At 69.7% G+C, this 21,833-nt stretch carries 23 protein-coding genes; 16 read left to right on the top strand and 7 right to left on the bottom strand.

The features are described from left to right. Positions 1–3: 3 nt before the first annotated feature. The 10 genes from atpB (at position 4) to BUS84_RS17950 (ending at position 8,798) form a co-directional block, all read left to right on the top strand. A complete protein-coding gene (gene atpB, locus BUS84_RS17995; RefSeq protein WP_074314049.1) occupies positions 4–801 on the top strand; it encodes a F0F1 ATP synthase subunit A in 798 nt (265 codons plus the stop codon). A gap of 63 nt (positions 802–864) precedes the next feature. Next, positions 865–1,092 carry an ATP synthase F0 subunit C gene (locus BUS84_RS17990; protein WP_074314047.1) on the top strand — a complete coding sequence of 76 codons (228 nt, stop codon included), beginning with the start codon at positions 865–867 and terminating at the stop codon, positions 1,090–1,092. A 26-nt stretch (positions 1,093–1,118) separates the two neighbouring features. Beyond that, on the top strand, positions 1,119–1,658 hold the full coding sequence (locus tag BUS84_RS17985; RefSeq protein WP_074314045.1) for a F0F1 ATP synthase subunit B: 540 nt from the start codon (positions 1,119–1,121) through the stop codon (positions 1,656–1,658). Continuing rightward, on the top strand, positions 1,658–2,479 hold the full coding sequence (locus BUS84_RS17980) for a F0F1 ATP synthase subunit delta (RefSeq protein ID WP_074314043.1): 822 nt from the start codon (positions 1,658–1,660) through the stop codon (positions 2,477–2,479). The genes BUS84_RS17985 and BUS84_RS17980 overlap by 1 nt, the downstream gene beginning before the upstream one ends. 93 nt (positions 2,480–2,572) lie before the next feature. Then, on the top strand, positions 2,573–4,225 hold the full coding sequence (atpA, locus tag BUS84_RS17975) for a F0F1 ATP synthase subunit alpha (RefSeq protein WP_074314041.1): 1,653 nt from the start codon (positions 2,573–2,575) through the stop codon (positions 4,223–4,225). 4 nt (positions 4,226–4,229) lie between these two features. Then, positions 4,230–5,159 carry a F0F1 ATP synthase subunit gamma gene (locus BUS84_RS17970; protein WP_074314038.1) on the top strand — a complete coding sequence of 310 codons (930 nt, stop codon included), beginning with the start codon at positions 4,230–4,232 and terminating at the stop codon, positions 5,157–5,159. Beyond that, a complete protein-coding gene (gene atpD / locus BUS84_RS17965) occupies positions 5,159–6,595 on the top strand; it encodes a F0F1 ATP synthase subunit beta (protein ID WP_074314036.1) in 1,437 nt (478 codons plus the stop codon). Before BUS84_RS17970 ends, atpD begins: the two co-directional genes overlap by 1 nt. A 221-nt stretch (positions 6,596–6,816) precedes the next feature. Beyond that, positions 6,817–7,959, top strand: coding sequence for an LCP family protein (locus BUS84_RS17960; RefSeq protein ID WP_074314034.1), 1,143 nt, complete (start codon positions 6,817–6,819; stop codon positions 7,957–7,959). 89 nt (positions 7,960–8,048) lie between these two features. Then, positions 8,049–8,330: a F0F1 ATP synthase subunit epsilon gene (locus tag BUS84_RS17955; RefSeq protein ID WP_074314032.1), complete on the top strand. Its 282-nt coding sequence runs from the start codon at positions 8,049–8,051 to the stop codon at positions 8,328–8,330. Between the two features lie 12 nt (positions 8,331–8,342). Continuing rightward, positions 8,343–8,798, top strand: coding sequence for a DUF2550 domain-containing protein (locus BUS84_RS17950; protein WP_074314030.1), 456 nt, complete (start codon positions 8,343–8,345; stop codon positions 8,796–8,798). Positions 8,799–8,913: 115 nt separating this feature from the next. On the opposite strand, the gene BUS84_RS17945 is transcribed toward BUS84_RS17950, so the two are convergent. Next, positions 8,914–9,318, bottom strand: a complete 405-nt coding sequence (locus BUS84_RS17945) for a VOC family protein (protein ID WP_074314029.1) — start codon at positions 9,316–9,318, stop codon at positions 8,914–8,916. After that, positions 9,315–9,887 (bottom strand): cob(I)yrinic acid a,c-diamide adenosyltransferase, encoded by a 573-nt coding sequence (locus BUS84_RS17940; protein WP_074314027.1) that lies wholly within the window; start codon positions 9,885–9,887, stop codon positions 9,315–9,317. Before BUS84_RS17940 ends, BUS84_RS17945 begins: the two co-directional genes overlap by 4 nt. On the opposite strand from BUS84_RS17940, the gene murA reads away from it, so the two are divergent. Then, entirely contained in the window at positions 9,886–11,331 is a 1,446-nt protein-coding gene (gene murA, locus BUS84_RS17935; protein WP_074314026.1) for a UDP-N-acetylglucosamine 1-carboxyvinyltransferase, read from the top strand. The genes BUS84_RS17940 and murA overlap by 2 nt on opposite strands. A 102-nt stretch (positions 11,332–11,433) precedes the next feature. Continuing rightward, positions 11,434–12,282: a 3-hydroxyacyl-CoA dehydrogenase family protein gene (locus tag BUS84_RS17930; RefSeq protein WP_074314024.1), complete on the top strand. Its 849-nt coding sequence runs from the start codon at positions 11,434–11,436 to the stop codon at positions 12,280–12,282. Positions 12,283–12,429: 147 nt separating this feature from the next. On the opposite strand, the gene BUS84_RS17925 is transcribed toward BUS84_RS17930, so the two are convergent. Both BUS84_RS17925 and BUS84_RS17920 read right to left on the bottom strand, forming a co-directional pair. Continuing rightward, positions 12,430–13,275 (bottom strand): ABC transporter permease, encoded by an 846-nt coding sequence (locus BUS84_RS17925; protein WP_074314023.1) that lies wholly within the window; start codon positions 13,273–13,275, stop codon positions 12,430–12,432. Continuing rightward, a complete protein-coding gene (locus BUS84_RS17920) occupies positions 13,272–14,123 on the bottom strand; it encodes an ABC transporter ATP-binding protein (protein WP_074314022.1) in 852 nt (283 codons plus the stop codon). Before BUS84_RS17920 ends, BUS84_RS17925 begins: the two co-directional genes overlap by 4 nt. Positions 14,124–14,274: 151 nt before the next feature. Between BUS84_RS17920 and BUS84_RS17915 the strand changes: the two genes are divergently transcribed. After that, positions 14,275–16,281, top strand: a complete 2,007-nt coding sequence (locus BUS84_RS17915; RefSeq protein WP_074314021.1) for a protein meaA — start codon at positions 14,275–14,277, stop codon at positions 16,279–16,281. An 18-nt stretch (positions 16,282–16,299) separates the two neighbouring features. On the opposite strand, the gene BUS84_RS17910 is transcribed toward BUS84_RS17915, so the two are convergent. Then, the gene (locus BUS84_RS17910; RefSeq protein WP_074314020.1) at positions 16,300–16,596 is read right to left on the bottom strand and encodes a DUF1540 domain-containing protein; all 297 of its coding nucleotides are present in this window, start codon (positions 16,594–16,596) and stop codon (positions 16,300–16,302) included. 698 nt (positions 16,597–17,294) lie between these two features. Here BUS84_RS17910 and BUS84_RS38285 point away from each other — a divergent pair. Both BUS84_RS38285 and BUS84_RS17905 read left to right on the top strand, forming a co-directional pair. Further along, a complete protein-coding gene (locus BUS84_RS38285; RefSeq protein ID WP_159451046.1) occupies positions 17,295–17,456 on the top strand; it encodes a hypothetical protein in 162 nt (53 codons plus the stop codon). 441 nt (positions 17,457–17,897) lie between these two features. Continuing rightward, positions 17,898–18,452 carry a hypothetical protein gene (locus tag BUS84_RS17905; RefSeq protein ID WP_074318901.1) on the top strand — a complete coding sequence of 185 codons (555 nt, stop codon included), beginning with the start codon at positions 17,898–17,900 and terminating at the stop codon, positions 18,450–18,452. 120 nt (positions 18,453–18,572) lie between these two features. Here BUS84_RS17905 and BUS84_RS17900 read toward each other — a convergent pair whose 3' ends face one another. After that, positions 18,573–19,190 carry a DUF4126 domain-containing protein gene (locus BUS84_RS17900; protein WP_074314018.1) on the bottom strand — a complete coding sequence of 206 codons (618 nt, stop codon included), beginning with the start codon at positions 19,188–19,190 and terminating at the stop codon, positions 18,573–18,575. A 71-nt stretch (positions 19,191–19,261) separates the two neighbouring features. On the opposite strand from BUS84_RS17900, the gene nucS reads away from it, so the two are divergent. Further along, positions 19,262–19,921, top strand: coding sequence for an endonuclease NucS (gene nucS / locus BUS84_RS17895; RefSeq protein ID WP_074318900.1), 660 nt, complete (start codon positions 19,262–19,264; stop codon positions 19,919–19,921). A 379-nt stretch (positions 19,922–20,300) separates the two neighbouring features. Here nucS and BUS84_RS17890 read toward each other — a convergent pair whose 3' ends face one another. Continuing rightward, a complete protein-coding gene (locus tag BUS84_RS17890; protein WP_074314016.1) occupies positions 20,301–21,797 on the bottom strand; it encodes an aldehyde dehydrogenase family protein in 1,497 nt (498 codons plus the stop codon). Positions 21,798–21,833: the final 36 nt, after the last annotated feature.

Here is a 21,833-nt window from a genome sequence, read left to right as displayed (position 1 = left end):
ACGGTGTTCGGACAGGCGAACGTTCTGGCAGCAGGCCAGGCGGCATTCCCACCCAGTGTGGACGACTTTTACCTGCCCGCCATCCTGCCCTGGGGTGTGGAAAACGCTCCCTGGTTCACCAAGTTCACGGCGATGATCTGGATCGCGGTCGGCGTCCTGATCATCTTCTTCCTGGCGACCTACCGGAAGCCGCAGCTGGTGCCGACCAAGAAGCAGTGGTTCGCCGAGTCGATCTACGGCTTCGTCCGGAACAACATCTCGGTCGACATGATCGGTCACCAGGGCGTGCGGTTCGCGCCCTACTTCACGACGCTGTTCTGCTTCGTGCTGCTGACGAACGCGTTCGCGATCATCCCGTTCTTCCAGATCTCGCCGAACTCGCACATCGCCTTCCCGGCGATCCTCGCGGTGCTCAGCTACGTGCTGTTCAACTACATCGGCATCCGGCACCACGGCTTCGTCAAATACTTCAAGCACGCCCTGATTCCGCCGGCACCCTGGTACATCCTGCCGCTGCTGATCCCGATCGAGGCGTTCTCGACCTTCATCATCCGGCCGTTCTCGCTCGCCGTCCGTCTCTTCGCGAACATGTTCGCCGGCCACATGCTCCTGCTGGTCTTCACGCTCGGCGGCTTCGCGATGCTCAACGCCAACGCCTGGCTGGCGCCGATCTCGGTGGTCTCCTGGGTGATGACCGTGGCGCTGACCCTTCTCGAGGCGCTGGTCATCGTCCTGCAGGCATACGTCTTCACCGTGCTGAGCGCCAGCTACATCCAGGGCGCGCTCGCCGAAGAGCACTGATCCACGCACCAACCGTTGTCGTCCCGCGTGAGAGTCACGCGTGATAACCAGGAGGAACCACTAATGGATTACGTCGCCGCGGTAGAGGGCAGCACCGCCGCCATCGGCTACGGCCTCGCGGCCATCGGCCCGGGTATCGGCGTCGGCCTGGTCTTCGCCGCCTACATCCAGTCGACGGCCCGCCAGCCCGAGTCGTCCCGCATGACCCTGCCGTACGTCTGGATCGGCTTCGCCGTCATCGAGGCGCTGGCGTTGTTCGGCATCGCCTTCGGCTTCATCTGGGCCGGCTGATCCCGCCCCTAGACCGGGAGGTAACCATGTATTTCCTCGCCGCTGAGGGTGGTGAGTCGACCCACAACCCGATCATCCCGATTTGGCAGGAGATCGTGGTCGGCACGGTCGCCTTCGCCGTGCTCTGCTTCGTGCTGATGAAGTTCGTCTTCCCCCGCATGGAGCAGACGTTCCAGGCTCGGGTCGACGCGATCGAGGGCGGCATCAAGCGCGCCGAGGCCGCCCAGGCCGAGGCGAACAAGCTGCTCGAGCAGTACCGTGCCCAGCTCGCCGAGGCCCGGACCGACGCCGCGAAGATCCGCGACGACGCCCGGGCCGACGCCGAGGGGATCCGGCAGGACGTCCTCGCCAAGGCGCGGGAAGAGTCCGACCGGATCATCGCGGCCGGCAAGGACCAGCTCGCCGCCGAGCGGGCCACCATCGTGCGCGAGCTGCGCTCGGAGGTCGGCGCGATCGCGGTGGACCTGGCCAGCAAGATCGTCGGTGAGTCGCTGGCCGACGAGGCGCGGCGCAAGGGCACCGTCGACCGGTTCCTGAGCGGTCTCGAGAGCACGGGGGCCCGCTGATGCAGGCCGCCAGCCGGGAGTCGTACAAGGTCGCGGCCGAGCGCCTCGACGCGTACGTCCGCGGCACCGACCCGGTCGCGGTGGCCCACGCGGCGAACGACCTGCTCGCCGTTGCCGGTCTGCTGCGGCGGGAGCCGCGGTTGCGTCGGGCTCTTTCCGACCCGGCCCGGACCGGCGCGGACCGCGCCGAACTGCTCGGCGGAATGCTGCGCGGCAAGATCGGCGACGGGGCGATCGACCTGCTCGCCTCGGTGGTCTCCGGCCGGTGGTCGACGCCGACCGAGCTGCTCGACGGTGTCGAGCGGCTCGGCGTGGAGGCCGTGCTGGCCAGCGTCGACGCGGCCGGTGACCTGGGTGAGGTCGAGGACGAGCTGTTCCGCTTCGGGCAGGTCGTCGCCGGTCAGCCCGCGCTCGCCGCGGCGCTGTCCAACTCGGCGGCTCCCGTGGACCAGCGGGGCGTCCTGGTCGGCGAGCTGCTGGCCGGCAAGACCCGCCTGGCCACGGTCCGCCTCATCGAGGTGGCGCTGGCCGGCTTCGGAGGGCGCTCCTTCGCGGGATCGCTCACCCGGCTCGTGGAACTCGCCGCCGAACGGCGGGACCGCCAGGTGGCGTACGTCACCGTGGCGGCCCCGTTGAGTGACCAGGAGGAGCAGCGCCTGGGCGCGAGCCTCGCCGCGATATACGGTCGAGAGGTCTCCGTCAAGCAGACGGTCGACCCCCACGTCCTGGGTGGCGTGAGCGTGCGGGTCGGCTCCGACCTGTACGACGGCACCATCCTGCGCCGCCTCAACGAGACCCGCAACGCGCTCGCGAAGCGCTGACCGGCCCCGCCGCGCAGCGCCCGGAATGACAGACGCCATTCGGACCGGTCGGTACTAGGTATCCCGGGCCCCTGAATTTTAAGGAAGCAGAGGATGGCCGAGCTGACCATCTCGACGGAGGAGATCCGCGGCGCCCTGGAGCGCTACGTCTCCTCCTACTCGACCGACGTCTCCCGCGAGGAGGTCGGCACCGTCGCCGACACCGGTGACGGCATCGCCCACGTCGAGGGCCTGCCCTCGACCAAGACCAACGAGCTCCTGGAGTTCGAGGACGGCACGCTCGGCGTTGCGCTGAACCTCGACGTCCGGGAGATCGGTGTCGTCGTTCTCGGTGACGCCGCCAAGCTGGAGGAGGGGCAGCGGGTCAAGCGCACCGACCGCGTGCTCTCCGTGCCGGTCGGCGACGCCTTCCTCGGCCGCGTGGTCAACGCGCTCGGCCAGCCGATCGACGGCCTCGGCGACATCGCCGACGAGGGCTACCGCGAGCTGGAGCTGCAGGCTCCGAACGTGATGGCCCGGCAGTCGGTGTTCGAGCCGCTGCAGACCGGCATCAAGGCGATCGACGCGATGACGCCGATCGGTCGGGGCCAGCGGCAGCTGATCATCGGCGACCGGAAGACCGGTAAGACCACGGTCGCCCTGGACGCCATCCTCAACCAGCGGGACAACTGGCGCACCGGCGACCCGAAGAAGCAGGTTCGCTGCATCTACGTCGCCATCGGCCAGAAGGCCTCCACGATCGCCTCCATCAAGGGCCAGCTGGAGGAGGCGGGCGCGATGGAGTACACGACCATCGTGGCCTCCCCGGCGTCCGACCCGGCCGGCTTCAAGTACATCGCCCCGTACACCGGCTCGTCCATCGGGCAGCACTGGATGTACGGCGGCAAGCACGTCCTGATCGTTTTCGACGACCTGAGCAAGCAGGCCGAGGCGTACCGGGCCGTGTCGCTGCTGCTGCGTCGCCCGCCGGGCCGTGAGGCGTACCCGGGTGACGTCTTCTACCTGCACTCCCGCCTGCTGGAGCGCTGCGCGAAGCTCTCCGACGAGCTGGGTGGCGGCTCGATGACCGGTCTGCCGATCATCGAGACGAAGGCCAACGACATCTCGGCCTTCATCCCGACCAACGTCATCTCGATCACCGACGGCCAGATCTTCCTGGAGACCGACCTGTTCAACCAGGGCGTCCGTCCGGCGATCAACGTCGGCACCTCGGTCTCCCGGGTCGGTGGCGCCGCGCAGGTGAAGCCGATGCGCAAGGTTGCCGGTTCGCTGCGCCTCAACCTGGCCCAGTACCGCGAGCTGGAGGCGTTCGCCGCCTTCGCCTCCGACCTGGACAAGGCCTCCCGGGCCCAGCTGGACCGCGGTGTCCGGCTGGTCGAGCTGCTCAAGCAGCCGAACTACTCGCCGTACCCGGTGCAGGAAGAGGTCGTCTCGGTCTGGGCCGGCACCGAGGGCAAGCTGGACGACATCCCGGTGGGTGAGGTCCGGCGCTTCGAGTCGGAGTTCCTCCAGTACCTGCGGCACAAGCACGCGGGTGTGCTGGCCGGGATCGCCGACAACCAATGGAGCGACGACATCGTCGGCTCCCTGGACAACGCGATCAGCGAGTTCAAGCAGGTCTTCCTCGGCAAGGGCGACGAGCGTCGGGTCAACGACGCGCCGGCCGCGCCGCTGGAGGGCGAGGAGAACCGCGAGACGGTGACCCGCTTCCGCGACGGCACGACCGACCGCCCGGCCGAGAGCTGATCCCATGGCGGCCCAGGTACGCGTTCTTCGTCAACGGATCCGCTCGGCGAAGTCGATGAAGAAGATCACCAAGGCGATGGAGCTCGTGGCGACGAGCCGGATCGCCAAGGCCCAGGCCCGGGTGCAGGCGTCCCTGCCGTACGCCCAGGCCATCACCGGCGTGCTCACGGCGCTGGCGTCCAACGCGCGGATCGACCACCCGCTGCTCACCCCGCGCGAGCGGGTGCGGCGGGCGGGCGTCCTGCTGGTCACCAGCGACCGTGGCCTGGCCGGCGGCTACAGCTCCAACGCGATCAAGACGGCGGAGTCGCTGATCGCGCGGCTCAAGGCGGACGGCAAGGAACCGGTGCTCTACGTCATCGGGCGTAAGGGCGTCGGGTTCTACCGGTTCCGCAACCGGCCGATCGAGGCCAACTGGACGGGCTTCAGCGAGCAGCCGTCGTTCGAGGACGCCCGCACGGTGGGTGAGACGCTGATCAAGGCGTTCACGGCCGGTGCGGACGACGTCGACGGCGGTGCCGGTGCGGACGGAGTGGTCGGCGTCGACGAACTGCACATCGTCTACACCGAGTTCCACTCGCTGATGACGCAGAGCCCGGTCGCCAAGATCATCGGGCCGATGCAGGTGGAGGACCGGCCGCGCTCCGAGGGGCTGCTGCCGGCGTACGAGTTCGAACCGGAGGCGGAGGCGCTGCTCGACGCGCTGCTGCCGAGGTACATCAACACGCGGATCTACGCGGCGTTGATCGAGGCGGCGGCGAGCGAGTCGGCGGCACGGCGGCGGGCGATGAAGAGCGCCACCGACAACGCTGAGGACATGATCGAGAAGTACACGCGTGAGATGAACTCGGCTCGCCAGGCCGGGATCACCCAGGAGATCAGCGAGATCGTCGGCGGCGCCAACGCGCTTGCCGCGTCGGGAAGTGAAGTGTGATGACTGCACCAGTAGAGACCAAGACGGCCACGGGTCGCGTGGTCCGGGTCATCGGCCCGGTCGTCGACGCCGAGTTCCCGCGCGACGCCATGCCGGCCCTGTTCAACGCCCTGAACGTTGACGTGAACCTGTCCGGCGGTGAGAAGACGCTGACCCTGGAGGTCGCCCAGCACCTGGGTGACAACCTGGTCCGTGCCATCTCGATGCAGCCGACGGACGGCCTGGTCCGCGGCGCGGAGGTGCGCGACCGCGGCAAGCCGATCACCGTGCCGGTGGGCGACGCGGTCAAGGGCCACGTGTTCAACGCGATCGGCGAGGTGCTCAACCTCAAAGAGGGCGAGACCCTGACCCCGGACGACCACTGGGGTATCCACCGCAAGGCCCCGGCCTTCGCGGACCTGGAGCCGAAGACCGAGATGCTGGAGACCGGCATCAAGGTCATCGACCTGCTCGCCCCGTACGTCAAGGGCGGCAAGATCGGCCTGTTCGGCGGCGCGGGCGTGGGCAAGACGGTGCTCATCCAGGAGATGATCACCCGTGTGGCCCGCAACTTCGGCGGTACCTCGGTCTTCGCCGGCGTGGGTGAGCGCACCCGTGAGGGCAACGACCTCATCGCCGAGATGACCGAGTCCGGCGTCATCGACAAGACCGCGCTGGTCTACGGCCAGATGGACGAGCCGCCGGGCACCCGGCTGCGGGTGGCGCTCTCCGCGCTGACCATGGCCGAGTACTTCCGCGACGTGAAGAAGCAGGAGGTGCTGCTCTTCATCGACAACATCTTCCGCTTCACCCAGGCCGGTTCGGAGGTCTCCACCCTGCTCGGCCGGATGCCGAGCGCGGTGGGTTACCAGCCGACCCTGGCCGACGAGATGGGCGAGCTCCAGGAGCGGATCACCTCGGTCCGGGGCCAGGCCATCACCTCCATGCAGGCGATCTACGTGCCGGCGGACGACTACACCGACCCCGCCCCGGCCACCACGTTCGCCCACCTGGACGCGACCACCAACCTGGAGCGGTCGATCTCCGACAAGGGCATCTACCCGGCGGTGGACCCGCTGGCGTCCTCGTCCCGGATCCTCGCCCCGGAGTTCGTCGGCCAGGAGCACTTCCAGGTCGCCACCGAGGTGAAGCGGATCCTGCAGCGCTACCGCGACCTGCAGGACATCATTGCCATCCTCGGCATCGAGGAGCTCTCCGAGGAAGACAAGATCACCGTGGCCCGGGCCCGGCGGATCGAGCGCTTCCTGTCGCAGAACACCTACGCCGCCGAGCAGTTCACCGGCGTGCCGGGCTCGACGGTCCCGATCAAGGAGACCATCGAGGCGTTCCGCAAGATCAGCGAGGGCGAGTACGACCACTTCCCCGAGCAGGCGTTCTTCATGTGCGGCGGTCTCGAGGACCTGGAGCGCAAGGCTGAGGAGCTGATGAAGGGCTGACAGCCCGATCGGATCCGAAACAAAATGACTGCCCCGGCAATGCCGGGGCAGTCTTTTGTTCATCTTCACGCCCTATCGTCCCCGCGGTCCGTTACTCGCGGTCGTCGGTTCCGAACCACCCGAGATACGGTCGTTCCGCGCGCTCACGTGAACGAGCGTTGATATTGGCAACCTTTCGGCTACGTGCGCCCGTCTCCCAATCGTGGGCGTATCGATCGGAGATGCTCGTGGGTAAGGCCGGCAAGAGTGGCCGCAGGTCCTCCATCTGGCGGGGCGTGCCGCGCTGGGCCAGGGTCTGCACGGTGTTCGGCACCGTGCTGACCATGCTCAGCGGGATGGTGCTCGTCGGCACCGAGGTGCTGATGGCCCGCTACGAGGGCGCGGTCGGCAAGGCCGACCTCTTCGGCGACCAGGCGGCCGGGGCCCAGGCGAAGAAGACCGACATCAAGGGCCCGCTCAACATCCTGCTGGTCGGCATCGATCCCCGTACGCCGACGGCGGCGCCACTGGCCGACTCGATCATGGTGTTGCACGTGCCCGCGACGATGGACCGGGCCTATCTGTTCTCGCTGCCGCGGGACCTCTACGTGCAGATCCCGCCCTTCAAGAAGGCCGAGTTCCCCGGCGAGACCACGAAGATCAACGCCGCCATGTCGTTCGGCAGCCGGGTGCCGGGAGGCAACCCCGACGCCGCGCGGGGCTTCGAGCTGCTGGCCACCACGGTGCAGAACGTGACCGGCATCAAGCGGTTCGACGCTGGCGCGATCATCAACTTCACCGGCTTCCAGAAGATCGTGGACGCCATGGGCGGCGTCGACATGTACGTTGAGCGGGACGTGCGGTCCGAGCACAAGCAGCCGGACGGTAAGCCGCGGCCGGGCAACACGCGGGGCGAGGGCTACGTCGGCCCGCAGGCGGTCTACAAGAAGGGCAACCAACACCTCAGCGGGTGGCAGGCGCTGGACTACGTCCGGCAGCGCTACCCGAAGAACGGTGTCCCGGACGCCGACTACGGCCGGCAGCGTCACCAGCAGCAGTTCGTCAAGGCCATGGTCGGGCAGGCGTTCAGCGCCGACGTGGTGTCCAACCCCATCAAGCTGGACAAGGTCCTCCGCGCCGCCGGTCAGTCGTTGATCTTCAACGGTCGCGGCAACGGCGTTGTCGACTTCGGCATCGCCCTCAAGAATGTCCGGCCCAACACGATCCAGATGATCAAGCTCCCCGGCGGCGGAGTCTTCGAGGGCAAGAAATACAAGGGCGAGCAGTTCCAGCCAGGCGTGTCGGACTTCTTCACCGCCCTGCACAATGAACAACTGGACCCGTTCCTGCTGGAGCACCCGGACTTCCTGAACAAGACCAAGTAGCCGTGGCGTAGCTCTCCCCACCCGCCTTGGGGGCGCGTTCGCCTCAGGACTAGACTTTCGGCAATCCGCCGCCGCAGCAAGGAGACAGCGTGGCACAGCAGCTTCACGTCGAGCTCGTCGCCGTCGAGGAGAAGGTCTGGTCCGGTGACGCCGAGATGGTCGTCGCCCGGACGACCGAGGGTGAGCTCGGTGTCCTGCCGGGGCACGCGCCGTTGCTCGGCCAGCTCGCCGAGCCCGGCCAGGTACGCATCAAGCTTGCCGGCGGTCAGCAGGTCGCCTACGACGTGGCCGGCGGCTTCCTCTCGGTGAGCGCCGACGGCGTCACCGTGCTGGCCGAGAGCGCGACCCCGGTCTCCTCGCAGAGCCACTGAGCCGTACCGGGGATGGAGATCGTCGAGGGAATCGGGATCGGCGTCGCGGTCATCCTCGCTGCGCTCCTCATTCTCTTCGTCCGGCGGGCCCTGGTCACCCGGAGCGGTGGCATCATCCGGCTCAGCGTCCGGGTCTCCACCATGCTCGACGGCCGCGGCTGGTCGCCGGGCTTCGGCCGGTTCGCTGGTGACGAGCTGCGCTGGTACCGGATGTTCAGCTTCGCGCTGCGGCCCAAGCGGGTGCTCTCCCGCAAGGGGCTCGCGGTGGAGCGCCGTCGGTTGCCCGAGGGTCAGGAACGCCTCTCCATGCCGGCCGACTGGGTGATCCTCCGCTGTACCAGTCACCATGCACCGGTGGAGATCGCCATGGCGCGGTCGACAGTGACCGGTTTCCTCTCCTGGCTCGAGGCCGCCCCTCCGGGGGCGGTCTCGCCGCGTATGGCCTCCCAGGATTGGCCTGCCGCCTAGGGCGTGTTCAGAAGTGCGGACGGCTCCCGGACTCCGGCTCGGCTCGACCGACAACTTCTGAAACACGCCCTGATTCCCTCGCGAGGCGCTGTGCGTCGTTCAGGCGCGGTTCTCGTCAACTGCCGTTACCGGTGGCGACCAGTTCCACCTCGTACCCCTGATTGTCGGTGAGGTAGGCGGCGTAGGTGTCCGGCCCACCGGCGTGCGGGTGCCGGTCCGGGAACAGCAGGGCCCAGCCGTGTGCCGGCGCCGCCGCGACCAGCCGGTCCACGGTGGCAGGCGGCCCGGCGTGGAAGGCCAGATGGTTGAGACCCGGGGCGAGCCGGTCGTGGACCGCCCCGGAGAGCGCGGGTGACTGCTCCACGACCAGGTAGGTGGCGCCGAGGCGCCACGAGCGGCCGGCCGGCCAGTCCTGGTGGAGCGTCCAGCCCAGTTCGCCCAGGAGCCAGCCCCAGCTACGCGTGGCGGCGTCGAGATCGGGAACCCACACCTCCACGTGGTGCAGCCCGCCGACGCTCAGCGCTTACCGCCCGGCACCCATAGCACATCTCCCGCCGGATTTGCCGTTCTTGACAGGATAAAGAGCAGATCGGAGAGCCGGTTGAGATACTTTGCCGGGAGCGGGCTGGTCCGTTCCGGATCGTGGCCGACCAGCGCCCACGCTGCCCGTTCGGCACGCCGGGCGATGGTCCGCGCCACGTGCAGCAGCGCCGCACCCGCGGTGCCGCCGGGGAGGATGAAGGAGTCGAGCTTGCTCAGGCGTGCGTTGTACTCGTCGCACCAGCCCTCGAGGCGCTCGACGTACTCCTCGGTCACCCGCAGCGGCGGGTACTTCGGCTCCGGCTCGACCGGCGTGGACAGGTCGGCGCCCACGTCGAACAGGTCGTTCTGGATCGACGCCAGCACGGCCCGCAGTTCCCCGTCGAGCTGGCCCAGGGCGAGCGCGACGCCGATCGCCGCGTTGCACTCGTCGACATCCGCGTACGCGGCGATCCGTGGATCGATCTTCGGCACCTGCTCGTTGTTACTCAGCCTGGTCATGCCGGCGTCGCCGGCCTTGGTGTAGATGCGCGTGAGGTGGACGGCCATGACGCACAGCCTACGGATACCGGACCTGACGATCCCGGCGCGGCCGGACACCACCGCCGCCGGCTGGCCGGCGGTGGTGAGCCCCGGGGACGCGGGTGATCCGGCGGTCAACGAAGTCGATGTCATCCGGGTACGCGGCGGCGCCCGGCTGGCCGGCACCGTGCACGTGGTCGGTGCCAAGAACTCGGCGTTGAAGTTGATGGCCGCCGCGCTGCTCGCTCCGGGCCGCAGCGTGATCACCAACGTCCCGCGGATCACCGACATCGCGATCATGGGGGAGGTGCTGCGTCGGCTGGGCTGCGACGTGCGGTTCGACGCGGACGACCCGGTCGATCCGATGGTCGCGCGGGGCGGGTTGGCCCGCTCCCGATCGGTGACCATCGACGTACCCGAGCAGCCTGGCGCGGACGCGGACTACGACCTGGTCCGCCGGCTACGCGCGTCGATCTGCGTACTCGGCCCGCTGCTGGCCCGCCGGGGGTACGTGCGGGTGGCCCACCCGGGCGGCGACGCGATCGGCTCGCGCGGACTGGACATGCACGTCTCCGGGCTGACCCGGATGGGCGCGGACATCTCCGGTGAGCACGGGTTCGTCATCGCCGCCGCACCGCACGGGCTGCGCGGCGCGGACATCGTGCTGGACTTCCCCAGCGTGGGGGCGACCGAGAACCTGGTGATGGCGGCGGTGCTGGCCCAGGGCACCACGATGATCGACAACGCCGCTCGGGAGCCGGAGATCGTCGACATCTGCACCATGCTCAACCAGATGGGCGCGCGGATCTCCGGCGCTGGCACATCCACCCTGCGGATCACCGGCGTACCCGGGCTGCGCCCGGTGCGACACGCCACGGTGGGGGACCGGATCGTCGCCGGCACCTGGGCGTTCGGTGCGGCGATGACCCGTGGCGACGTGACGGTGACCGGGCTCGACCCGGCCTTCCTGGAGGTCGCGCTGGACAAGGTGGTGGCGGCCGGCGGCCTGGTGGAGACCCGGGGAGACGGCTTCCGGGTGCGGATGGACGACCGGCCCCGCGCGGTCGACGTGGTGACGCTGCCGTACCCGGGCTTCGCCACCGACCTGCTGCCGATGGCGATCGGCCTGGCCGCGGTCAGCGACGGCGCTTCGTTGATCACCGAGAACATCTTCGACGGCCGGTTCATGTTCGCCAACGAGATGATGCGCCTCGGCGCGGACATCAAGACCGACGGGCACCACGCGGTGGTCCGCGGCCGGCAACATCTCTCCGGGGCGCCGGTACGGGCCACCGACATCCGCGCCGGAGCCGGGCTGATCATGGCCGGGCTCTGCGCGGACGGGGTCACCGAGGTCTCCCACGTGCACCACGTCGACCGGGGCTACCCGGACTTCGTCGCCGACCTGCGCGCGCTCGGGGTGGCCGTCGAGCGAGGGACGACGCGGGAGGAGCCGGCGCTGGAGATCTGACACCAACCGGGGCTGTGCGGTCTCCCGACAGCCCCTTAGCCGTCGTTCAGGCTCGCCGACTAGGGTGCAGGCAGGCACTCAATCGCAGCGAGGGAGAAGCAGATGGCGGGTCGACTCGCGGTCGTCGGGGCCGGGCTGATGGGCTCCGGCATCGCCCAGGTGGCGGCGCAGGCGGGCTGGCAGGTGACGCTGCGCGACCTGGACGACGCGGCCACCACCCGGGGCCTCGGCGGCATCCGGAAGTCGCTGGAGAAGTTCGCCGAGAAGGGCAAGATCGAGGCGTCCGAGGTCGAGGCGACGCTCGCCCGGATCACCCCGACCACCGACCTGGAGGCGGCGGCCGACGCGGACATCGTGGTCGAGGCGGTCTTCGAGCGTCTGGAGATCAAGCACGAGGTGTTCCGCGCCCTGGACAAGATCTGCAAGTCCGACGCGGTGCTCGCCACCAACACCTCGGCCATCCCCGTCACCCAGATCGCCGCGGTCACCGAACGGCCCGAGATGGTCGTCGGCACCCACTTCTTCTCCCCGGTGCCGATGATGCAGCTGTGCGAGCTGGTCCGCGGCTACAAGACCAGTGACGCCACGCTGGCCACCGTACGGGCCTTCGCCGAGGAGATCGGCAAGACGGTGGTGGTGGTCAACCGGGACATCGCCGGCTTCGTCACCACCCGGCTGATCTCCGCCCTGGTGGTCGAGGCGGTCAAGCTGGTCGAGTCCGGCGTGGTGTCGGCTGAGGACCTGGACACCGCCTGCCGGCTGGGCTTCGGGCACGCGATGGGCCCGCTGGCCACCACCGACCTCACCGGCGTGGACGTGCTGCTGCACGCCTCGAAGAACATCTACACCGACACCGCCGACGAGAAGTTCTTCCCGCCGGAGCTGCTCCAGCGGATGGTCACCGCCGGCGACCTGGGCCGCAAAACCGGCAAGGGCTTCTACACGTACTAACCCCCACCCCGCCCCGCGCGCGCCGCGCCCCCGTGCGCCGACTCCCGCGTCGATCTAGGGCGAATCGCTGTCGTTGGAGATCAAAAAACGACAACGAGCCCTAGATCGGTGGGGCGGCGCGCGGAGGGCGCGGCAGGCGGGCGGGGGTTAGCCGTCGCGCTTGGTGGTCCAGCGGAAGGTGGTCAGGCAGAGTACGACGCCGATCACGCACCACAGGGTCAGCACCAGCGCGACGCGGCCCAGCTCGAACGAGCCTCCCGGCTCCTGTGCGCCGAAGCTGGACGGCAGGAAGACCGACCGCAGCCCCTGGCACATCCACTTGAGCGGGAACAGCGCGGCCACCTGCTGCATCCAGGTGGGCAGGTCGGTGAAGACGAAGAACACCCCGGAGATGAACTGGAGCACCAGGGCGACCGGGGTGACCACTGCCGAGCCGCTGCGCGCGGTGCGGGCCAGCGACGAGATGGCGATGCCGCACAGGGTGCAGGCGGTCACCCCGAGCACGGCGACCCAGCCGAAGGTGAACCACTTCCCGGCGGTACCGGGCAGGTCGAGGTCGAACAGCGCCACCGCGACCGCCAGCAGCAGCGCGGTCTCGGCGATGCCGATCGCCACCACCATGATCACCTTGCCGGCGAACCAGACCCACTTCGGCATCGGCGTGCCCCGGTAGCGCTTGAGCACGCCCCGGTCCCGCTCGATCGGGATCCAGATGCCGAGGTTCTGGAAGCTGACCGTCATCAGGCCGGTCGCGATCATCCCGGTGATGAAGTACTGGGTGAACTTGACCCCGCCGCCGATCGTGCCGTCGAAGATCGACGCGAAGATCAGGATCATGATGATGGGGAAGCCCATCGTGAAGACGACGGACTCCCGGCTGCGCAGGAACTGGGTGATCTCCAGCCGGCCCTGCCGCAGGGCGAGTCCCCCGGCGCCCGGTCGGCGGCCCCGGGTCGCGGCGACCGGCGTCGCCGGCTTCGTCGTGGTCGTCATCGCGCTTGTCCGATCATCGTGAGGTAGACGTCCTCCAGGGTCGGCCGGGTCACGGTGAGCCCGGGGACCTCGCCGCCGTAGCGCGCGGCCAGCTCGGCCACCAGGGCCGTCGGCGCCGCGCTCTGCGCGCTCTCCACCGCCCCTTCCGGGGTACGCCAGGAGACCGTCGCGAGGGACTCCTGCCGGTTGCCCAGCCGGTTCGGCGCGGACACCTCGACCAGTCGTCCGCCGGTGATCACCCCGACGCGGTCGGCCAGCGCCTCGGCCTCGTCCAGGTAGTGGGTGGTCAGCACGATGGTGGTGCCGGCCGCGGCGAGGTCGCGGATCAGCTCCCAGAACTCGCGGCGGGCCTCCGGGTCGAAGCCGGTGGTCGGCTCGTCGAGGAAGAGCAGCTCGGGGCGGCCGATGATGCCCAGCGCCACGTCGAGGCGGCGCTTCTGCCCGCCGGAGAGGGTGTGCGTGCGGGCCTTCGCCTTGCCGGCCAGCCCGACCCGCTCGATCACCTTGTCCGGGTCGTCGGCGTCCGGGTAGAAGCCGGAGAAGTGGCGAATCACCTCGGCCACGGTCAGCTCGTCGAACTCGCCGGTGCCCTGCAGCACGATGCCCACCCGGGATCGCCAGCCGGCGTCCGGGTGCGCCGGGTCCGCGCCGAGCACGGTGACCTCGCCGGCGTCCCGGCGCCGGTAGCCCTCGAGGATCTCCACCGTTGTGGTCTTGCCGGCGCCGTTCGGGCCGAGCAGGGCGAACACCTCGCCGCGGTCGACGTCGAGGTCCACGCCGGCCACGGCCACGTTGTCGCCGTACGCCTTGCGCAGTCCCCGGACGGAGATGGCCAGCTCGTCATCCATGACGTCCAGTGTGCGTCCTAGCCAGGGCGGTGCGGCGCCCGGGGTGTGGTGGTCCGGGACACTGCGGGCACTTCGCACCCAGACGTCCGCGACATGGACCTGTGTGGTTTTCCACAGCCCGTTTTACTGAACGGTAACTTAGACTCCGGCCATGGATGAGAAGGCATCTTCGGGGCGGTTGCCCGAGCGGGACCGTCCGTGGGTGATGCGCACCTACGCCGGCCACTCGTCGGCCGCCGCGACCAACGCCCTCTTCCGCCGCAACCTGGCGAAGGGGCAGACCGGTCTCTCGGTCGCCTTCGACCTGCCCACCCAGACCGGGTACGACCCCGACCACGAGCTGGCCGCCGGCGAGGTCGGCCGGGTCGGCGTGCCGGTGGCCCACCTGGGCGACATGCGGGCGCTCTTCGACGGCCTCCCGCTGGCCGACATGAACACCTCGATGACCATCAACGCGCCGACGATGTGGCTGCTCGCCCTCTACGGCACCGTGGGGCTGGAGCAGAATGCCGAGCTGGCCCGCTGCGCCGGCACCACGCAGAACGACATCATCAAGGAGTACCTGTCCCGGGGGACGTACATCTTCCCGCCGGCGGCGTCGCTGCGGCTCACCGCCGACGTGGTGGCGTACACGCTGCGCGAGATGCCGCGGTGGAACCCGGTCAACATCTGCTCGTACCACCTCCAGGAAGCCGGTGCCACGCCGGTGCAGGAGGTCGGTTTCGCGCTGGCCACCGCGGTCGCCGTGCTCGACGCGGTGCGCGACTCCGGCCAGGTGCCCGCCGAGCGGATGGGTGACGTGGTGCAGCGGATCTCGTTCTTCGTCAACGCCGGGGTGCGGTTCGTGGAGGAGATCGGGAAGATGCGCGCGTTCGGCGTGCTCTGGGATGAGATCACCCGCGACCGGTACGGAGTCACCGAGGCCAGGCAGCGCCGGTTCCGCTATGGCGTGCAGGTCAACTCGCTCGGCCTGACCGAAGCGCAGCCGGAAAACAACATCCAGCGAATCGTGCTGGAGATGCTCGGCGTGACGCTGTCCCGCGACGCCCGGGCTCGCGCGGTGCAGCTGCCCGCCTGGAACGAGGCGCTCGGCCTGCCCCGCCCTTGGGACCAGCAGTGGTCGCTGCGGATGCAGCAGGTTCTGGCGTACGAGTCGGATCTGCTCGAACACCCCGACCTCTTCGCCGGCTCGCACGTGATGACCGCGCTGGTCGACGAGATCGTCACCGGTGCCCGAGCCGAGCTGGACAAGGTGCTGGAGCTGGGCGGCGTGGTAACCGCCGTGGAGACCGGCTACCTCAAGAGCGCGCTGGTCGCCTCGCTGGCCGAGCGCCGCAGCCGGATGGAGTCCGGCGCCGACGTGGTGGTCGGCGTCAATCGGTTCACCGAGACCGAGCCCTCCCCGCTTACCGCGGCCGGAGCGGAGGCGGTCGAGCAGGTCGATCCGGCGGTCGAGGCCGCAGCCGTGGACGGCGTACGCCGGTGGCGGGCCGACCGGGACGGCGCGGCCGTCGACGCGGCCCTGGCCCGGCTCCGCGCGGACGCCGCGTCCACCACGAACCTGATGCCGGCCACCCTGGAGTGCGTGCGGGCCGGTGTGACCACCGGCGAGTGGGCCGGTGCGCTGCGCCAGGTCTTCGGCGAGTACCGGGCGCCCACCGGGCTGGCCGGGGCCACCGGCACCGGCGGCGACCCGGGCCTCGCGGCCGTCCGCGAGCGGGTCACCGCCACCGCCCGCGAGCTGGGCAGCGGCCGGCTGCGACTGCTGGTCGGCAAGCCCGGCCTGGACGGGCACTCCAATGGCGCCGAGCAGATCGCGGTACGCGCCCGCGACGCCGGCTTCGAGGTCGTCTACCAGGGCATCCGGCTGACCGCCGGGCAGATCGTCGCCGCGGCCGTAGAGGAGGACGTCGACCTGGTCGGGCTGTCCGTGCTCTCCGGTTCGCACCTGGCAGCCGTGCCGGCCGTGCTCGACGGGCTGCGCGCCGCCGGCCGGGCGGACCTGCCGGTGGTCGTGGGAGGCATCATCCCCGCCGCTGACGCCGACACGCTGCGGGCGGCCGGGGTGGCCCGGGTCTTCACCCCGAAGGACTTCGCCCTCACCGGCATCATCGACGACCTGGTGACGGTCATCCGCCGCGCCAACGACCTGCCCTGACCGGGCGGGTGTGGCAGGTCAGCGGCCGTCGTAGGTCATGCAGTCGGCCATGTCGTTGTCCGGGCCGACCCTGATGGACGACGCGTGGCACTCGAGCTGCTCATTGTGCCGGCAGTCGGACCGCTGGCAGGCGCCCACCTGGGCGATCAGGCTCTCCACGCCGCCGCGTACCGGCGACTCAACGAAGGTGTGGCAGTGCGCGTGATCCATGCTGCCGATCGTGATCGCGAAGGCGTGGCAGTCGCCGGCGTCGTTGTAGGCGCAAGCTACGACAACGCACTCCTGGACTCGGGGCATCTCCATCGCTGCGGTCATGCCGACCTCCTCTAGGCTCTTGCCCGATCGTAGGCTTTTGCCGGCTTCGTGACCCTGGCTATCCCGTGAGCTGGTTTGCGCCGGCTCGTTGACCGGCTTGCCGGGTCCGTGTGGGGCGTGGTGGGGCCCGCCGTGCCCGGCTCCGGGCGGTCAGGCTTGATCCCTGCGCCGGGCACGGCGGGCCCCACCCCGCCGGTGGTCGCCGTCCGTTCGGAACCCGGGGTCCGGCACGTCCCATCCCGGCGGGTTGTTCGGTCCGGTCCGATTCCTGCGCGGGTCGGGCAAGCCCCGACCCCGGCGGCGATCGCCATCGGCTCTGCTCCCTGCGCCAGGGCGCGGGTTGGTCCCGTTTTGGCCGGCGGTCGTTGTCCCGCACCAATCCCTGCGCAACGTGCGGTCAGTCCCATACCGTCGGCGATCGCTGTCCGCCCCGGATTCCCTTGCCAGGTGCGATGTGTCGCCTTCCGTCGGGGTCGTCGTGGGCTCTGATCCCGGCGCCGGGATTAGGGCGCATCTGGCTGGCGGCCCCGGCCTGGCCCTGGCGGTGGATGCGGCCAGGCCACCGTCTCTCCGACGCGGACCAGCGGGCGATCCGGGGGAGCGGTCGGTGTTGTGAGCGGTATACCTGTGAGTCATACATATGCCTCTGAGGTATACCGCTCGCTGGCCACCTCGCCCCCGGATCGCCTTCGCCCGGGATGATCGACTTCGACCTCGCCGATATTGCGGTATCCACGGCCACCGGATACCCCGACATCGGCGATATCGAGTCGATCAACCCCCAACAGGCCCATCCGATGCCGGGCAGCCGATTGGACAGCCCCTCCGGATCGAGCCGAGCCCTCGGGCGGACGGCCTGATGGAAACGGCTCGCCGATCTCGTGCCGGATGTCCGGTATCGGGGGTGTCTGGCCTGTGACCGGCCGCACCCGTGGGCTGGAATCGTGGCCGGCCCGGGGTCGTTACACACCCTGACGATCGCAGCACCACCGGCCCGCCACCCCGCCTCGGGGTTGGGATGGCAGCCAGGCGGGTTGGAATGCCCGCGGGTGCGCGGTCGTTGCAGACTCCCTGAACGACCGCACCAGCACCTGATCTACCGGGTGTCGACGGATGGGCCAGCCCCGGAATGACCCCGGCCCGCCGGTCGTTACACACGGTCCCGGCGCCACGAGGCCCCCGCCCGTAGGCCGCCGAAAGACTTTCCCCCGTGTTGAAAGCGCCGGACGAGGTGCTTGCACCCACACGCCGTTCCCCCGAACTGGGCGGTGGGTGTCTACCCCCTGAAGGAGCTCACCCCCATGAACACGATCATTCGTAAGAGCATGCTGTCCGTTGCTGGTCTCGCGTTCGCCGGTGGTGTCTTCGCCGGCCCGATCGCCGCCCACGCCGCCCCCGTCGACGGCAAGCCCGCCGCCGTGGCGGTGCAGACGGTCAAGGCGCAGGGCGCGCAGTCGCACATCGACCTCAACGACGAGCAGATTGCGAACGTCAAGGCGATCATCGCCGCGACGAAGAAGGCCGATCTGCCTGAGCGGGCCGCGGTCATCTCGATCGCCACCAGCCTGCAGGAGTCGAAGCTGGAGAACCTGGGTCACCTCGGCGACAAGAACGACCACGACTCGCTGGGCCTGTTCCAGCAGCGCCCCAGCTCGGGTTGGGGTACGCCGGAGCAGATCACCGACCCCGCCTACTCGACGACCGCGTTCCTCAAGGGTCTCAAGCAGGTTGACGGGTGGCAGGACATGGCGTTGACCGACGCCGCGCAGACCGTGCAGGTCTCGGCCTACCCCGATGCCTACGCCCAGTGGGAGCAGCAGGCCACCGACCTGGTCGCCCAGCACTGGAACAAGTGACACCCCAAGCACCACCCGCATGACCGCGTGACATCGACCGCTGGCCGGCACCCCAACCCTGGGGTGCCGGCCAGCGGCATGTCTGGATCTGGCGGGAACCGCCACGGCCAGGCGGTCTCGTCAGACGCGGAAGCCGGCGGCGCGGGCTGCCTCGCGTTCCCGGCGGCGTTCGGAGCGTCGGCGCAGGAACCAGTAGACGAACGCCACCAGGCCGAGCAGGAAAGCGAGCACCAGCACCGGCAGGATGATCGCCACCAGGGAGACCACCACGCTGGTGGCGTCCTCGGCGGTGCTGGCCACCGGGGCACCGAACCCGGCGGTGGTCGCGTTGACGACCGGCCGGGCGGCGGACTTGAGCAGGTGTACGCCGAACGCGAGCAGAACGCCGGTGACCACGGGCACCCACTGGTGCGACGAGAAGAAGCTCCCCGGGTCGGTGACCGTCACCGTCTCCGACGACGATCCGGCGCCGAAGGCCAGGCCGCCGGCGGTGGGTCGGACCACCGTCTGCACCACGTCGTTGATGTGGTCGACCACCGGCACCTTGTCCGCGACCATCTCGACGGCGAGCAGCAGGGCCAGGATGGCGATGACCCAACCGTTGCCGAGCCACGTCCAGCCGCTGGGCAGGTCGATCAGGTCCGTGTAGCGGGCGAGCAGACCGAGGGTGAGCAGGGGTATGTACGCGTTCAGCCCCGCCGAGGCGGCGAGACCGGTACCGGTGAGGACTTCGAGCACCGTCTCAGCATCCCATCGACGCGCCAGTGCCGCTCGCTGGCGACCGGTGGGTGCTCGGCTACCCTCGTCGGGTGCGGTTGGTCATTGCGAAGTGCTCGGTGGACTACGTCGGACGGCTCTCGGCTCACCTGCCGCTGGCGACCCGGCTGTTGATGGTGAAGGCGGACGGGTCGGTGTCGATCCATGCCGACGACCGGGCGTACAAGCCGTTGAACTGGATGAGCCCGCCCTGTCGGCTGGAGGAGGCCCCCGGCGTGTGGCGGGTGGTCAACAAGGCCGGCGAGGAGCTGCGGATCACCCTGGAGGAGATCTTCCAGGACACCTCGTACGAGCTGGGGGTGGATCCCGGCCTGCGCAAGGACGGGGTGGAGGCGCACCTCCAGGAGTTGCTGGCGGCCAACCCGAGTGCGTTGGGCGACGGGTACACGTTGGTCCGCCGCGAGTACATGACGGCGATCGGCCCGGTCGACCTGCTCTGCCGGGACGCCAACTCCGGCGCGGTCGCCGTCGAGGTCAAGCGGCGCGGTGAGATCGACGGCGTCGAGCAGCTCACCCGTTATCTCGAACTGATGAACCGCGATCCGCTGCTCAGTCCGGTCACCGGCGTCTTCGCCGCGCAGGAGATCAAGCCGCAGGCGCGGGTGCTCGCCGCCGACCGGGGCATCCGGTGCGTGGTCGTGGACTACGACAAGCTGCGCGGCATCGAGAAGGACGAGCTGACCCTCTTCTGACCGGCTCACTCCCCGGTTCGCACCGCGATCAGCGACTTCGGCAGCGCGACCGGTCCAGCAGTTCGGTCCAGAGCACCGGTGGATGGCGGCGTCGTGGCTGCGGGTCGGCTTGTAATCCAGCGGCCAACGTCGGGCGACCGCAGTGCGAAGCCGGACCGGCAGGAACTGCGTTCCGGGCGATTCCAGGTGCCGAGCCGGCAGCCGAGATCGACCACGTGCATCTCGCCGATCTCCGGGTACGTGCGCGCCAGCGAGTCCGGGCGGCGCCGCCGCTGCCGAGCGCTCCACGACCGGTCACTGTCGACACAAGGAACCGCCGTGAACACTGCGTCGAAACATGTGGATAGAGCGATCTGGGTGGAGATTGGTTATCCGACACTCACCTGCCGTACATCGTCTTGATGACCTTGACGAGTCGGGCCACGTCGGTCGGTGTCCGCTCGAAGGTCATGGACGGCAGCAGCGAACGGGCCCGCCGGCGGGTGATCGCCTTGGCCCGGCCGAACTCGCGCAGCCCGTCCTCGCCGTGGATCCGCCCGAAGCCGGAGTCACCGACCCCGCCGAACGGCAGGGTGGACATCCCGGCGAAGGTGAGGGTGGAGTTGACCGAAGCCATCCCGGAGCGCAGCCGTCGGGCGATGGCGACCGCACGCCGCCGGCCGAAGACCGAACCGCCCAGGCCGTACGGCAGCGCGTTGGCCCGGGCGAGGGCCTCGTCGGCGTCGCGGACCCGGCTGATGGTGAGCGTCGGCCCGAAGGTCTCCTCGCGGACGGCGGCCGACTCCTCCGGCACGTCCACCAGCACGGTCGGATGCACGTACGGCGGCTGCACCGCGCTCGGTCCGCCGAGCACGGCGCGCCCGCCGGAGCTGACCGCGGCCTCGATGTGGCGGCGGATCACGTCGACCTGGCCGGGCATGGTGATCGGGCCGATGTCGGTGCCCTCGGGCCCGACGGTCAGCCGGCCCGCGCGGGCCACCACCTTGTCGACGAAGGTGTCGAAGACCTGGTCGACGGCGTACACCCGCTCGATGCCGATGCAGGTCTGGCCAGCGTTGGTCATGCCGCCCCAGACGCACGCCTCGGCGGCGGCGTCCAGGTCGGCATCACTGTCGACGATCATGGCGTCCTTGCCGCCGCCCTCGATCAGCACCGGGGTCAACGTCTCGGCGCAGGCGGCCATGACCTTGCGGGCGGTGGCGGTGGAGCCGGTGAAGGCGAGTTTGTTCACCCCTGAACGGCACAGCGCCGCGCCCACCTCGCCCAGCCCGTGCACGGCGGTGAAGACGGGTTGCTCGGGTACGACCTCGGCGAAGCTGTCCACCAGCCACTGACCGACCACGGGCGTGTACTCGCTCGGCTTGAGCACGACGGCGTTGCCGGCGGCCAGCGCGTACGCGGCGGAACCGATCGGGGTGAAGACCGGATAGTTCCACGGCCCGATCACGCCCACCACGCCGTACGGCTGGTATTCGAGGTGCCCGGAGAACTCGGCGAGGATGAGCCGGGACCGCACCCGACGCGGGCCGAGCACGCGGTTGGCGTTGCGGGCGGCCCAGTCGATGTGCTCGATCGCGGTGACGATCTCGACGATGGCGTCGGCGACCGGCTTGCCACCCTCGACGTGCACCAGCTCGGCGAGCTGCTCGATCCGCTTCGCGAGCAGGGCGCGCCAGCGCAGCAGCCGTTCGCGACGGCCGGTGAAGCCCAGCCCGGCCCACCATTCGTTGGCGGTGCGGGCGCGGTCGACGGCCCGCCGGACGTCGGCGTCGGTGGCGACCGGGAGGCGACCGGCCTCGACGCCGGTGGCTGGACTGGTGGAAACCAGTTCGCCCGCCTCGATGACCGGGTTGCCGGGGACATGCACAGCCGTCATGGCGGAAGTCTAGACCCGAAGATTACTCGTCGGTAG

Source organism: Micromonospora cremea, from assembly GCF_900143515.1.
Lineage (GTDB): Bacteria > Actinomycetota > Actinomycetes > Mycobacteriales > Micromonosporaceae > Micromonospora > Micromonospora cremea.
Note: the sequence above shows the minus strand (reverse complement) of the source record. Positions and strands in the feature narration are given on the sequence as shown.